We start from the raw sequence: 12,552 nt of genomic DNA, 5'->3' as shown, positions 1-12,552 counted from the left end.
ACATCGGTCGGAGAAATGGGGAACAATTGGGCGCGTGAGTCTTAGCGCCGTAGAACCCGTCAACCTTTCCGGATCCACCGATGAGCAGGTGATCGCCCAACTGGCCGCCGAACTGGGGGTTGCCCCCTGGCAGGTCCGGGCCGCGGTGGAGCTGCTCGACGGCGGCGCCACGGTTCCGTTTATTGCCCGGTACCGGAAGGAGGTCACCGGCACGCTGGATGACGCCCAGCTGCGGGACCTGGATGAACGGCTGCGGTACCTGCGCGAGCTGCAGGACCGCCGGCGGGTCATCCTCGAGGCGATTGATGCCCAGGGGAAGCTGACGAAAGAGCTGCGGGCCGCCGTCGTCGGCGCCGAGACCAAGTCCCGGCTGGAGGATATCTACCTGCCGTACCGGAGCAAGCGGCGGACGAAGGCACAGATTGCCCGCGAAGCAGGCCTGGAACCGCTGGCGGATACTCTGCTGGCCGACCCCCGGCATTCTCCGGAAGCCGAAGCTGCGCGGTACGTGCGCGACGGCGTTCCGGACGCGGCCGAAGCGCTCGCCGGAGCGCGGGCCATCCTGATTGAACGGGTGTCCCAGAACGCAGACCTGTTGACCGAGCAGCGCGAGAAGCTCTGGCGGCAGGGACGGATGCGCTCGCAGGTACGTCCGGGGAAGGAAGCCGAAGGGCGTAAATTCACCGACTATTACGATTTTTCCCAGTCACCCGCCGGCATGCCCTCGCACCGCGTCCTGGCACTGTTCCGCGGCGAGAAGGAGGGCATGCTGGAACTGGCGCTGACCGAGGGCGATCCGGCGGATGCCGAGGCCCTTGCCGCCGCCCGTGCCCGATACGAACGCTCCGTCGCTGCCCGTCTGGGGGTGGCCGAGCGTGGCCGGCCCGCCGATGCCTGGTTGATGCAGACAGTGCAGCTCGCCTGGCGCCGGATCCTCGCCAAACTCGCGGTGGACCTGCGCGTCCGGCTCTTCACCGACGCGGAAACCGAGGCTGTGCGGGTTTTCGCCGCCAACCTGCGCGATGTCCTGCTCGCCGCCCCGGCGGGAAACCGGGCCACCCTCGGACTGGACCCCGGGCTCCGGACGGGTGTGAAGGTGGCGGTGGTGGACGGTACCGGCAAGGTGGTGGCCACCGATACGGTGTACCCGCATGCACCCATGCGCCGCTGGGACGACGCCCTGGCAACGCTGGCGGAGCTGGTGAAGGAACATGGGGTGGAACTGATCGCGATCGGCAACGGCACCGCGTCCCGGGAAACGGACAAGCTGGCCGCGGAGCTGATCCGGCTGGTGCCCGGCGGGTCGGTGCGCAAGCTGGTGGTGTCCGAAGCCGGTGCGTCCGTCTATTCCGCCTCGTCTCTCGCCTCCGCCGAACTTCCCGGGATGGATGTCTCCCTGCGCGGCGCGGTATCCATTGCCCGGCGGCTGCAGGATCCCCTGGCGGAACTGGTCAAGATCGATCCGAAGTCGATCGGAGTGGGGCAGTACCAGCATGACGTGACGCCGGCGAAGCTGGAGCGCTCCCTGGACGCCGTGATTGAGGACTGCGTGAATGCCGTGGGGGTGGACGTCAACACCGCCTCCCCGTCGCTGCTGTCCCGGGTGGCCGGCGTCGGTCCGCTGCTGAGCGAAAACATCGTGGCCTACCGCAACGCGAATGGACGGTTTACCCGGCGGCAGGACCTGCTGAAGGTGCCGCGGCTGGGGGCCAAGGCCTTTGAACAGTGTGCCGGGTTCCTGCGCGTCAGTGCGGGAATGGAGCCGCTGGACGGTACCAGCGTGCACCCGGAGTCCTACCCGATTGCCCGGAAGGTCCTCGCGGCGGCCGGGGAAACCATGAGCGCCTCCGGTGCCGTCCTGGCCGGGGTGGATCCGGCTGCGTTCGTGGACGAGCACGTGGGCCTGCCCACCGTCCTGGACATCATTGCCGAGCTCCGCAAGCCCGGGCGGGATCCGCGGCCGGCGTTCGAAACGGCGACCTTCTCGGAGGGGATCGAAAAGATCGCCGATCTGCACCCCGGAATGGTGCTCGACGGCGTGGTCACCAACGTTGCTGCCTTCGGGGCATTCGTGGACGTGGGAGTGCACCAGGACGGACTGGTACACATCTCCGCCATGTCGCACACGTTCATTTCGGATCCGCGCGAGGTGGTCCGCTCCGGCCAGGTAGTGAAGGTCAAGGTGATGGAGGCGGACCCGGAGCGGAAACGGATTTCGCTCACGCTTCGCCTTGACGACGACGCCGCCGAGCCGGGTGGGCGGTCTGGCGGACCGAAGGCTGGCGCAGGCAAGCCGGGTGCAGGCAAGCCGGGAGCTGGCAAGCCGAAGGCGGCGAAGCCTGACTCGGCGCATCGAGACGCGGCGAAGCCCAACGCCAAAAAGCCCGGTGCTGCCAGGGTGCCGGCATCCGGTGGGAAATCCGGTGCTCCCCGGTCCGGCTCGCCCGCATCTAAAGCCACCTCACCCAATACACCCGCATCCAACGCGCCCGCCGGAGCGATGGCGGACGCGCTGCGTGCGGCCGGGCTGCTGAAGTAACTCCCCTAGTCGGAGTCTGCCGGGCTCCCGGCCTCGGCGGCTTCGTCAGCCTTCTCGGGGGCGGCGGGAACAGTTCCGGCAGGGGACGTTCCCTGGTCATCGCGGATGTTGCCGGCCGAATGTGAAGCGCTGCCCGGCTTGCGGGGTTCACCCGTGGGTCCGGGCTGCGGAGCGCTGGGGCCGAGCGGATCGTCGGCGTCGTTGGCAGGTCCGGTGGGTTCAGTGGTCACGGGGGATCCTCTCGGTGATGCCTAGCTTCGGTTGATGAGTGCGCCCAGCAGGCTGGTGTCCAGGGCCGCAAGAAGGGCCCGGGGGTTTTCGTAGACTTCCTCGGCGCCGGCCTCGCGCAGTTCGGCTTCGCTGGTGCCGCCGCAGGTCACGCCGATGGTGGGAATGGAGAGCTTCGCGGCAGCCTTGATGTCCCAGACCGAGTCACCCACGAACACCGTGTTGGCAGCCTCGAGACCGCCGGCTTCCAGGGCAGCCTCGAGGATGTCCGGTGACGGTTTGCTGGCCTCGGCATCAGAGGAGCTGGTGGCACCGGTGATGGCGGATTCCGCTTCAATCACGGTGCGTAGGAACTCCAGCTCCGCACCGGAAGCAGAGGATGCGAGCACAACTTCGAGGTCCTTGCCCGAGCAGGCTTTCAGCAGTTCGCTGGCACCGTCGAAGGACCGCAGCGACGGCCACCACGTGGAAAAGATGGCGCCGTGCGTAGCGTCGAGCTGTTCGTCCTCGTCTTTGTTGCGGTCCTCGCCCAGGAGGTGCTCCACGAGCTTGTCTCCGCCCATGCCGATGGCACGGTGGATGGCGGACATCGGGACGTCGTGCTCCATCCGGCGGAAGGCCTGCCACCACGCGACGGCGTGCAGGTAGTTGGAATCCACCAGGGTGCCGTCCACATCGAAAAGAACGCCCCGCTTGCCGCTGCCCGAACTGCTCATGGTGTGCCGCCTCAGTCTTGATTGGTGCTGATATCTGGTTCCGAGTCTAGCGGCGGCGGTACCGCCAGCGGTGCCGGTACTGAGGGAACGCGCCCGGGCGGGCCCAGGAAGGTCCGCAGCTGCTGCTCGAGGAGGCTGCGGTCTTTTAGTTCGCATTCCCAGACCACCAGGACGTCCCAGCCTTCCGCTTCCAACCGTGCCTGGGCGGCAGCATCCCGCTCGACGGTCCGGTTGCGTTTCGCGGCCCAAAACCCGCTATTGGTTTTTGGTGCCCGCTGTCCTGCCCGGCATGAGTGGAAATGCCAGAAGCACCCGTTGACGAAGAGGACTTTCCGGCGCCCGGCGAAAACGAGGTCGGGCTTTCCCGGAAGCGGGGCCTTCCCAAAAGAGCCGTGCAGCCGGAAACGGTACCCCGCGGCGTGGAGGATGCTGCGGATCAGCAGTTCGGGTTTGGTGTTCTTGCCCCGGATACGGGACATGTTGCGGCTGCGCTGTTCCGGCGTGACGGTATCGGCCATGGGTCCAGTCTAGAGATCACAATTGCATCTCACGGTGCCTGATTTGGCCCGGAGGGGTCTGCGGACTCGTAAGGTGACTTACTATTGAAACCACTGATACGACCCTTACAAGGAGGTAAGAGATGTCGGGCTATTTCAAGCTGGTCGACGCCCACGAGGGCTACCGCATTAAGCTCATCGCCGGCGACGGAACGCTGATGGCGGTATCCACGACTTTCGAAACCAAGCAGGAAGCAGCGGCTGGAATTGCCCAGCTGCGGGAAATTGCAGGAACGGGTCCTGTGGTTGACCAGAGCAGGGATTCGGACGTACTGGGCGATGCCAGGACCTCGGCCCGCAAGGCGGCAGCCGGCTGACGAGTCAACGTGCACGAACAATCGGTCAGGCCTCCGGCTCCCCCTCGGGGAACTGGAGGCCTGGCTGCGTTGTAGGTGAATCCAACCGGCTCAGGACTGGTCTTCGCCGCCCTCGGCAGGCTCCTGGGTATGCTCGCGCTGCGCGTTCTCCTTCTCGTCCGTAGTCCCTTCGGAAGGCTCCTGCGGATGGGTCCGGTTGGAGTCCTTTTCCTCGTTGGCACCCTGTTCACTCATGTGGATCTCCGATTCGTTTCCAGCCGACACCGGCATTTGCCGGTTCTCCTTCAGAGCGGCCCTGCCTTCCAGTCTAGAAACTCCCGCGCGAGTCTAGAAGCCCTGGACGGATCCTCCGGGCGCCGCCGAGCCAGACACCCCAGACACGCCTGGCGCACGCTGCTGGCCAGGGCCGGCCGGCGCCGGTAGCGTGTGCCGGATGCAGCCCAAAGACGCAGACGTCATTGTTGTTGGTGCCGGACTTGCCGGCCTGGTGGCCACCGCCGAGCTGGTGGACGCCGGGCGCTCGGTGATCCTGGTTGAACAGGAGGGCGCCCAGAGCCTGGGTGGTCAGGCTTGGTGGTCCTTCGGTGGGCTTTTCCTTGTGGATTCACCGGAGCAGCGCCGGCTGCGGGTGAAGGACTCCGTGGACCTCGCCTGGCAGGACTGGCTGGGCACTGCGGGTTTTGACCGCGACGAGGACCTCTGGCCGCGCCGGTGGGCCGAGGCGTATGTGCATTTTGCGGCGGGGGAGAAGCGGGCCTGGCTGCAGCAGATGGGGCACCGGCTGTTCCCGGTGGTGGGCTGGGCGGAGCGCGGCGGCTACGGTGCCACCGGGCCGGGCAACTCGGTTCCGCGCTTCCACATCACCTGGGGTACGGGGCCGGGGATCACCGCACCGTTCGAGGCCAAGGTGCGCGACGGCGTCGAACGCGGGCTGGTGCGTTTCGCGTTCCGCCACCGCCTCGATGACCTCGTCCTCACCGGTGGTGCCGTGACCGGGGTGCGGGGCAGCATCCTGGAGCCCACGACGGCGGCCCGCGGCACCGCGTCCAGCCGGAACGTTGTTGGGGACTTTGAGTTCAGTGCCTCCGCGGTGGTGCTCACCACCGGAGGTATCGGCGGAGACCACGACGCCGTCCGGGCATCCTGGCCCGGACGCCTGGGCTCGGCGCCGGCAACCATGCTCAGCGGTGTGCCGGAGCACGTGGACGGCAGGGGTATTGGAATTGCCCAGGCCGCGGGCGGGCAGGTCATCAACCCCGACCGCATGTGGCATTACGTGGAAGGAATCCGGAACTGGGACCCAGTGTGGAAGAACCACGGGATCCGGATCCTCCCCGGCCCGTCCTCGCTGTGGCTGGACGCGGCGGGAAACCGGTTGCCGGTGCCGCTGTTCCCGGGATTCGATACCCTCGGGACCCTTGAACACCTGCGCCGCACCGGCTCCGACTACAGCTGGTTCATTCTGAACAAGGCGATCATCCGCAAGGAATTCGCGCTCTCCGGCTCGGAACAGAATCCGGACCTCACCGGAAAATCCCTCCGGGACGTCCTGAAGCGGGCCACGGCCGGAGTGCCTGCCCCCGTCCAGGCGTTCCTGGACCACGGCGAGGACTTCATTACTGCGGATTCGGTCGAGGAACTCGTGGCGGGCATGAACCTGCTGGCCAAGGGCTCGTCGCTGCAGGGGGACGCGCCCGTGTTGTCCGCTGAAGCGGTGCGGCAGGAGCTGGAGGCCCGGGACCGGGAGATCCGCAACCCGTTCACGAAGGATTCCCAGGTCACCGCCATCCGCGGAGCCCGTACCTATCTGGGCGACCGGTTGATCCGCACCGCGGCGCCACACCGCATCCTCGACCCGAAGGCCGGCCCCCTGATCGCCGTCCGCCTGTCAGTGCTGACCCGCAAAACGCTTGGCGGACTGGAGACGGACCTGCAGTCACGGGTCCTGGCAGACGACGGCGCTCCGGTCCCCGGACTCTTTGCCGCGGGCGAGGCCGCCGGATTCGGCGGCGGCGGTATGCATGGCTACCGCTCGCTGGAGGGGACGTTCCTCGGTGGGTGCCTGTTCAGCGGCAGGTCGGCTGGGCGCGCAGCCGCGGGCTAGAGTGTCGCCTGGCTAGCAGGGCAGGGGACAGCCCGCCGCCCCTTAGCGGCAGCGAACCCACCCTGGCCTCGCATGCTCGGTCAGGGAACCCTGGTTCGCTGCTTTCCCGCTCGTTCCTCGCTCGGCGATGCGGGGCTCACGGGCTGTCCCAGCCCCGCTAGGACCGCCGAGATTAGACGGCGTCGAACATAAACAGAACGGCCGGGACGCCGCGAAGGCGTCCCGGCCGTCGTCTGTCACGGGCCGGAGTTTCGGCTGCTAGCCAGCGTAGCCCAGGGCTTTTGCCTGGCGGTACTGCTTCATCTGGGCAAAGAAAGCACTGGCCGGCTTGGTGAAGAACAAGACGACAGCTGCGACGGTCAGCAGCACGGAAATAAGGCTGAGGATGCCCGCAGCCGAACCGTCGATGCCGATCAGGGTGAGGAGGGACAGGGCCGCGAAGACGGTGATGACAATCCGCGCCCAGTTGTGGCCCTTGCGGGCGAAGATGGCGAACAGCACGCTGACGGCCACGCTGACCAGGCCGATGGTGATCGCCGTGACGAGGCCGATGGTTACTGCCGTATCCACCTCGGCCGCAGACAGGCCGCTCTGGCGGGCCAGTTCACTGCGGGTTTCATCCGAGGTCAGCTCCGGGAGGGCCAGGAGCAGGCCGAGCAGACTGGCCACAGCGGAGGCAATCAGGAGCCAGAACCCACGTTCGACGGCGGCCGGACGCTGCGGTGCCGCGGGGGGATTTGCAGGCTGGCCGCTGCTGTAGGCGCCGTAGTTGTAATTCGGAGGCATGCTCATGTATTTCTCCCTAAAGGTTTAGTCCACATATCGTCAAACGAAGGACGAATAAGAAAGTCTTCCGGCAAGCCTAGCCATAACCCCGCCTTCGCACTTCCACACTCCGGGGGAGATTTGCGCTGTTTTTCGACGGGGGAAGGGCTTCCGGTGCTCCCGGTTCCACCGAACGGACTATCGGGCCCGGAATAAGGCAGCCCCCGCCGCGGTTGAAACAAACATGCAAACGCATGAAGAGGAGGATGGTGTGGTGGATCGCAGAATAGTGGTGGTGTCGGGCGGACTGGGTGTTCCGTCGTCGTCCCGGATGCTTGCCGATGCCCTCGCCGCGGCCGCCAAGACAGAGATCGAAGCCCTGGGTTCGACCGTCAGTGTCACCACCTTCGAACTGCGTGAATACGCGGTGGACATCGCCAACAACATGGTGACCGGTTATGCCGCACCGCGGTTGGAAGCGGCCATCAATGAGCTAGTCGCGGCGGATGCACTGGTCGCGGTGACGCCCGTCTTCACGGCCTCGATGAGCGGATTGTTCAAGTCTTTCTTCGACATCGTCGATAACAGTGCGCTGGACGGCAAGCCCGTTCTGCTTGGCGCCACCGGAGGCAGTGCGCGGCATTCCATGGTCCTGGACTATTCCCTGCGGCCCATGTTCAGCTACCTCCGGGCACGGATCGCCCCGACGGCTGTTTATGCGGCACCGGGTGACTGGGGCTCGGGCGAGACCGGTACCGGAACTTTGGACCAGCGGGTCCGCCGAGCTGCCGGAGAACTGGCGGCGCTCCTGGGGGATGCTCCGGTGCAAAAGCGCAGTAACCCGGCCGAGTCGCTCCCGTTCGAGGAACTGCTCGCCCAGACGCAACGGAACTAGCCTAGGTATCGACGCGCGGGCCGGAGGCGACGTCGCCGTCCCAGCCCAGGTTGCTGGCCATCCGCTGCAGGACAGCCAGCAGAGCACCGTATTCCTCTTCGGTGATGTTGTCCGTCATGAGCTGCCGAATGCGGTCCACGGCACCACGGAGATTTTCCAGGCTGCGGCTACCCAGATCGGTGAGCTGGTACTGGCCGTCTTCCAAAAGCACCCAGCCGGATTCCCGCAGCTCTTCGATGAGCTCGGCGGACGTGCCGGTCTCCACTGCGGGGAAGAAGGGGCGCAGGCCGTCCGAGAGCTGCTTCTGGGTTGCGGGCCCTTCCACCAGCAGGTTCATCATCTGCCATTGCCGTCGGGTGACGCCGTGTTCTTCGAAGCTGGCGCCAAACTGGTCATCAACCAGCTGGTCGACGAGCTTGAGCCAGAATCCGATGGGACGCTCCTGATTGGCCATCTCTCCACTGTACAAATCAATTCCGGTACAGGGAATGGCTCTGGTACAGCCTCCGGTGGTTCGGCTCAGGCGAAGCGGGCCATGGTTCCACACCTTGGACAGGGCGCGGAGCGGGCCAGGTCCAAGCACACTGCGCAGACGGGAAGATCTCCGGTGTCGTCCTTCAGTGGGCGGTTGGGCATTTGTTTGCCGCAGTAGGGGACCGGGCGGCGCGCACGGCTTCGTGCCCGCCGTTTGCAGGGGGTGCAGAAAACATGCACCAGCTCGTCTTCATCCTTCGGGGGAGTCTCCACCGGCCGGACCAGCGTGGATTCCTGGACGCTCATTGCCTTTCCTCGGTACGCGTGTGGCTTGCCCGCGACCGTCCGACGGCGGCAGCGGACCCTGTTTCCACGGTAACGGTTTCTACGGACTGTAGAATTCAGCGGAGGCGCGGACAGCCGCGCGATTATGCGGGTGCCGAAGGAACACAGGTGCCCGAATTCACTCTGGCACCCTCTCCGCTGGAGTCGTTCCGCTACTGCAACAGGGAACGGATGTCGTCGGCCGTGAGCGCGGAGCTGAAGACGGCGTCGTCGTCCATCACGGAGGAGAACAGCTTCGCTTTCTGCTCCTTGAGCGCCATGACCTTTTCCTCGATGGTGTCCTTGGCGACCATGCGGTACACCATGACGTTGTTCTTCTGCCCGATCCGGTGCGTGCGGTCCACGGCCTGGGATTCCGCCGCCGGGTTCCACCACGGATCCAGCAGGAAGACGTAGTCCGCCTCGGTCAGGTTCAGCCCGAATCCACCGGCCTTGAGGCTGATCAGGAACACGGGGACCACGCCGTCCTTGAAGGACGCGATCACCTCGGCCCGGTTGCGGGTGGAGCCGTCGAGGTAGGCGTACTTGATGCCCTGTTCGTCCAGGCGCTGCGCTGCCTTCTTCAGGAAGGAGGTGAACTGGCTAAAGATCAGCGCGCGGTGTCCTTCGGCCGTGACGTCTTCGAGCTGGTCAAAGAGCACGTCCAGCTTCGCGGAGGGCACGCCGTCGTACTCTTCCGGCTCGACGAGCGAGGCGTCCAGGCTGAGCATGCGCAGCAGGGTGAGCGAGCGGAACACGATCATCCGGTTCCGGTCCATGTCCTGGATCAGGCCCATGAGTTTCTGGCGTTCGCGCTGCAGATGCGTCTCGTAAATCTTGCGGTGCTTCGGATGCAGCTCCACCTCGAGGATCTGCTCCTGCTTCTCCGGCAGGTCCTTGGCCACGGCTTCCTTGGTGCGGCGCATCAGCAGCGGCTTGATGCGCCTGCGCAGCCGCGCCAACAATTCGGGGCTGTCGCCACGTTCGATGGGCCGCTGGTATTCGTCGGTGAATTTGCGGGCGGAGGGGAACAGCCCAGGCGCCACAATGGCGAACAGGCCCCAGAGCTCCATCAGGTTGTTTTCCATCGGGGTGCCGGTGATGGCCAGCTTGAACGGGGCCGGCAGATCGCGGGCGCACTGATGCACGCGGGTGACCCGGTTCTTCACGAACTGCGCCTCGTCCAGGATCAAGCCGTCCCACTCCAGTTTCCGGTAGGAGGCGAAATCGAGCCGGAACACCGCGTAGGAGGTGAGGACGACGTCGGCCCCTGCCACTACTTCCGCCAGCGGTATCCGGGACTTGCCGGTGGTGTCGGAGACGGAGACCACCTTCAGTCCCGGGGTGAAGCGTGCGGCTTCGGATGCCCAGTTGGGCACCACCGAAGTGGGGGCAACCACCAGGAACGGTTTGCGGGCCGGCGCGGTCTCCGGTGATTCTGCAGCCGATTCTGCCTGCTTTTCCCGGGCATGGGCGAGCAGGGCCAGGGTCTGCAGGGTCTTGCCGAGTCCCATGTCGTCGGCCAGGATGCCGCCCAGGCCGTGGTCCCACAGGAAGGCCAGCCAGTTGAAACCTTCATGCTGGTAAGGGCGCAGGCTGGCCTCGAGTCCGGCGGGCAGCGGCACCGGGTCCACCGACTCCAGGTCCAGGAGGGCGGAGACCGACTGCCGCCAGGCAACCGCTTCCTCGGTTTCCTCCGCCAGTTCCTCCAGCTCGGACCACAGCCCGGCCTGGTAGCGGCTGATGGACAGTTCGCCGGTATCCCATTCCTGCAGGCCCTGTGCCTCATTGATCAGGGCATGCAGGTGCTCAAACTCGGGACGGTCCAGGGAAAGGTAGGTGCGGTCCACCAGCATCAGCTTGGTTTTGCCCTGGGCAATGGCCTTGAAGATTTCCGCGAACGGCACCAGCCGGCCCTCCACCGTGACCATCACGGCGAGGTCGAACCAGTCCCGGCGTTCGGTTTCCACCGTGGTGATCTTCAGCTTCGGTGCCTCAAGCAGCTCCCGGTAGTCGGGCCGGGTTCCCTCGATCTCCACCCGCACCCCGTCGAGCTTTTCCAGCTCCGGCAGGACATGCTCGGTGAATTCGGCGGCCTCGATCTCGCGCAGCGTCCGATTGCGGGGGACCGCATGCAGGGTCTTTCCTGCGGCAGCAAGGAGTTCCGCCTCGGCGGGGATATCACGGTAGGAGGCATCGTCGTCGTCCGCCGACCGGCCTGCCTGCGGCGCACGGGTGAGCGGCAGCAGGGTCTGGGAACTGCCGTGCCGGTAGGACCAGTTCCAGGTCAGGGTCAGCTCATCCTCGGCGCCAAATGCGGCCGTGAGGACCAGGACAGGTGGCTCGATCTCGGGGAACTCCACCGAGTCGTCACTGCTGGTGACCGGCAGGACCTGCCGCAGCCGCGGGTAGAACTTCTCCAGGAACACGGGAGCGTCCGCCTTCGGCACCATCACCGGGGCACCCTGCAGCAGCAGTCCCTTGTCCTGCTCGGTCAGGGTCTTGGCCGTGGGGGCCAGCGTGATGGAGTTTTGCGGGGACCGAAGGTAGACCCCATGGCTGCCGATGATGCCGGCGTCTTCCAGCGGGACGGGCTGCCCGTCGATTTCCAGGGTGGGCAGCAGCTGCAGGGGCGCGGGAGTCTCGGCGCCTGCTGCCCGGACATCCAGGGACAGGGTGGCCAGTTTCCCCACCCGGACGTGGGTGTCTTTCTTGGTGCCGACAAAGGGGATCCCCAGTCGCACTGCTTCATCCAGCAGCTGCCAGAGCAGGGGGTTGGCGAAGTCGTCGAGGTACAGCCAGGAGTCGTTCTGGCCGAAATAGCTGACGCCGTTGGAGCGGTGCAGGGCGGGGAACTGGGAGAACCAGCGGTGCTGGTCGGGGTCCAGCCGCAGCCCGTAGGTCTGATAACTGATGTTGCTCCAGGCCAGGTTGTTCTTGACCCAGTTGCCCTTGGAATTGCGCACCACCGGACGGACGCCCAGACGGAAGGGGGTGGCCCGGTGCCGGCTGCGCGGGGCGGGGGCGGCGCCCCAGCGGGACGCGGCAGCGGCGGCGAAGTTCCGCAGTTCAAACTGCAGAGCCAGGGGTGTGGTTTCGGTGGGTTTGGAGCTGTCCGCCAGATCAGCATCGATCAGGGTCTGCAGTGACTGCTGCCAGGCCGGCACGGACTGGCGTACGGCAGGAGCGGAGAGTTCCTGCCGGGAAATCAGGTGCTCGGTGTTGCTCTGCAGTGCCACGGCGGCCACATGCTTGCAGTCAAAACCGAGGGGGCAGCTGCAGTGGTTGTCCAACAGGCGGTAGTCGCCCTGGCGCTTGGCGCCGAGCTGAAGCATGATCCGGTAGGGAACCGAGGCACTGCCTCGGACCGAGGCGCGCAGCACTTCGCCCTGCGGGTCCCATTCCAGCGCCTCGACGGCACCGCCCTTGGCGTAGGTCTGGCCCCGTTGAAACGCCGAGCCGCCAACCACGCGGATGACGTCGGTGACGTCTACGAGCGGAGGGGTTTCGAGCATGGTTTTATCGTCTCACGCAGCGCTGACGGTTTCCGCCGCCGGTTCCCTCCCCGCGGATTTGGCCTCGGTCCGGGGGCCATGCCTAGGATGGTGGGTAACGCAGGTCACAATGGCGTGA

The 12,552-nt window shown here is 66.0% G+C and carries 12 protein-coding genes; 4 read left to right on the top strand and 8 right to left on the bottom strand.

Features of this window, described 5'->3' with window-relative positions; genetic code table 11:
* Nucleotides 1-34 precede the first annotated feature (34 nt).
* Nucleotides 35-2,539 (top strand): Tex family protein, encoded by a 2,505-nt coding sequence (locus tag QNO03_RS09965; protein ID WP_289603176.1) that lies wholly within the window; start codon nucleotides 35-37, stop codon nucleotides 2,537-2,539.
* A gap of 5 nt (nucleotides 2,540-2,544) precedes the next feature.
* Here QNO03_RS09965 and QNO03_RS09960 read toward each other — a convergent pair whose 3' ends face one another.
* Genes QNO03_RS09960 through QNO03_RS09950 form a run of 3 tightly spaced genes read right to left on the bottom strand, consistent with a single transcriptional unit; the run spans nucleotide 2,545 to nucleotide 4,001 of the window.
* Complete coding sequence (locus tag QNO03_RS09960; protein WP_229949280.1) at nucleotides 2,545-2,769, bottom strand: hypothetical protein; 225 nt, start codon at nucleotides 2,767-2,769, stop codon at nucleotides 2,545-2,547.
* A 21-nt stretch (nucleotides 2,770-2,790) separates the two neighbouring features.
* Entirely contained in the window at nucleotides 2,791-3,483 is a 693-nt protein-coding gene (locus tag QNO03_RS09955) for an HAD family hydrolase (RefSeq protein WP_289603175.1), read from the bottom strand.
* Between the two features lie 11 nt (nucleotides 3,484-3,494).
* Nucleotides 3,495-4,001 (bottom strand): very short patch repair endonuclease, encoded by a 507-nt coding sequence (locus tag QNO03_RS09950; protein WP_289603174.1) that lies wholly within the window; start codon nucleotides 3,999-4,001, stop codon nucleotides 3,495-3,497.
* 122 nt (nucleotides 4,002-4,123) lie between these two features.
* Here QNO03_RS09950 and QNO03_RS09945 point away from each other — a divergent pair, with 122 nt between their 5' ends.
* The gene (locus QNO03_RS09945; protein WP_229949286.1) at nucleotides 4,124-4,357 is read left to right on the top strand and encodes a YegP family protein; all 234 of its coding nucleotides are present in this window, start codon (nucleotides 4,124-4,126) and stop codon (nucleotides 4,355-4,357) included.
* Between the two features lie 90 nt (nucleotides 4,358-4,447).
* Here the strand turns inward: QNO03_RS09945 and QNO03_RS09940 are convergent, their stop codons facing one another.
* Nucleotides 4,448-4,591 (bottom strand): hypothetical protein, encoded by a 144-nt coding sequence (locus tag QNO03_RS09940; RefSeq protein ID WP_229949287.1) that lies wholly within the window; start codon nucleotides 4,589-4,591, stop codon nucleotides 4,448-4,450.
* A 199-nt stretch (nucleotides 4,592-4,790) separates the two neighbouring features.
* On the opposite strand from QNO03_RS09940, the gene QNO03_RS09935 reads away from it, so the two are divergent.
* Nucleotides 4,791-6,461 (top strand): FAD-binding dehydrogenase, encoded by a 1,671-nt coding sequence (locus tag QNO03_RS09935; protein WP_289603173.1) that lies wholly within the window; start codon nucleotides 4,791-4,793, stop codon nucleotides 6,459-6,461.
* Nucleotides 6,462-6,719: 258 nt separating this feature from the next.
* Here QNO03_RS09935 and QNO03_RS09930 read toward each other — a convergent pair whose 3' ends face one another.
* Nucleotides 6,720-7,253, bottom strand: a complete 534-nt coding sequence (locus tag QNO03_RS09930; protein ID WP_289603172.1) for a hypothetical protein — start codon at nucleotides 7,251-7,253, stop codon at nucleotides 6,720-6,722.
* A 244-nt stretch (nucleotides 7,254-7,497) separates the two neighbouring features.
* Here QNO03_RS09930 and QNO03_RS09925 point away from each other — a divergent pair, with 244 nt between their 5' ends.
* Nucleotides 7,498-8,121 (top strand): FMN reductase, encoded by a 624-nt coding sequence (locus QNO03_RS09925; RefSeq protein WP_289603171.1) that lies wholly within the window; start codon nucleotides 7,498-7,500, stop codon nucleotides 8,119-8,121.
* A 1-nt stretch (nucleotide 8,122) separates the two neighbouring features.
* Here QNO03_RS09925 and QNO03_RS09920 read toward each other — a convergent pair whose 3' ends face one another.
* From QNO03_RS09920 to QNO03_RS09910, 3 genes are all read right to left on the bottom strand, one after another.
* Complete coding sequence (locus QNO03_RS09920) at nucleotides 8,123-8,575, bottom strand: MarR family winged helix-turn-helix transcriptional regulator (protein ID WP_289603170.1); 453 nt, start codon at nucleotides 8,573-8,575, stop codon at nucleotides 8,123-8,125.
* Between the two features lie 65 nt (nucleotides 8,576-8,640).
* Entirely contained in the window at nucleotides 8,641-8,901 is a 261-nt protein-coding gene (locus QNO03_RS09915) for a hypothetical protein (protein WP_229949295.1), read from the bottom strand.
* Nucleotides 8,902-9,092: 191 nt separating this feature from the next.
* Nucleotides 9,093-12,434 carry a DEAD/DEAH box helicase gene (locus tag QNO03_RS09910; protein ID WP_289603169.1) on the bottom strand — a complete coding sequence of 1,114 codons (3,342 nt, stop codon included), beginning with the start codon at nucleotides 12,432-12,434 and terminating at the stop codon, nucleotides 9,093-9,095.
* Nucleotides 12,435-12,552: the final 118 nt, after the last annotated feature.

Source organism: Arthrobacter sp. zg-Y877 (assembly GCF_030373105.1).
Lineage (GTDB): Bacteria > Actinomycetota > Actinomycetes > Actinomycetales > Micrococcaceae > Arthrobacter_B.
The sequence above is the reverse complement of the archived record's forward strand: the minus strand, read 5'-3'. Positions and strand labels throughout refer to the sequence as shown.

What these genes read in the sequence shown, in the direction of transcription:
- QNO03_RS09955 (WP_289603175.1), bottom strand. Translation starts at nt 3,483, where the DNA reads ATGAGCAGTTCGGGCAGCGGCAAGCGGGGCGTTCTTTTCGATGTGGAC.
- QNO03_RS09950 (WP_289603174.1), bottom strand. Translation starts at nt 4,001, where the DNA reads ATGGCCGATACCGTCACGCCGGAACAGCGCAGCCGCAACATGTCCCGT.
- QNO03_RS09945 (WP_229949286.1), top strand. Translation starts at nt 4,124, where the DNA reads ATGTCGGGCTATTTCAAGCTGGTCGACGCCCACGAGGGCTACCGCATT.
- QNO03_RS09940 (WP_229949287.1), bottom strand. Translation starts at nt 4,591, where the DNA reads ATGAGTGAACAGGGTGCCAACGAGGAAAAGGACTCCAACCGGACCCAT.
- QNO03_RS09935 (WP_289603173.1), top strand. Translation starts at nt 4,791, where the DNA reads ATGCAGCCCAAAGACGCAGACGTCATTGTTGTTGGTGCCGGACTTGCC.
- QNO03_RS09930 (WP_289603172.1), bottom strand. Translation starts at nt 7,253, where the DNA reads ATGAGCATGCCTCCGAATTACAACTACGGCGCCTACAGCAGCGGCCAG.
- QNO03_RS09920 (WP_289603170.1), bottom strand. Translation starts at nt 8,575, where the DNA reads ATGGCCAATCAGGAGCGTCCCATCGGATTCTGGCTCAAGCTCGTCGAC.
- QNO03_RS09915 (WP_229949295.1), bottom strand. Translation starts at nt 8,901, where the DNA reads ATGAGCGTCCAGGAATCCACGCTGGTCCGGCCGGTGGAGACTCCCCCG.
- QNO03_RS09910 (WP_289603169.1), bottom strand. Translation starts at nt 12,434, where the DNA reads ATGCTCGAAACCCCTCCGCTCGTAGACGTCACCGACGTCATCCGCGTG.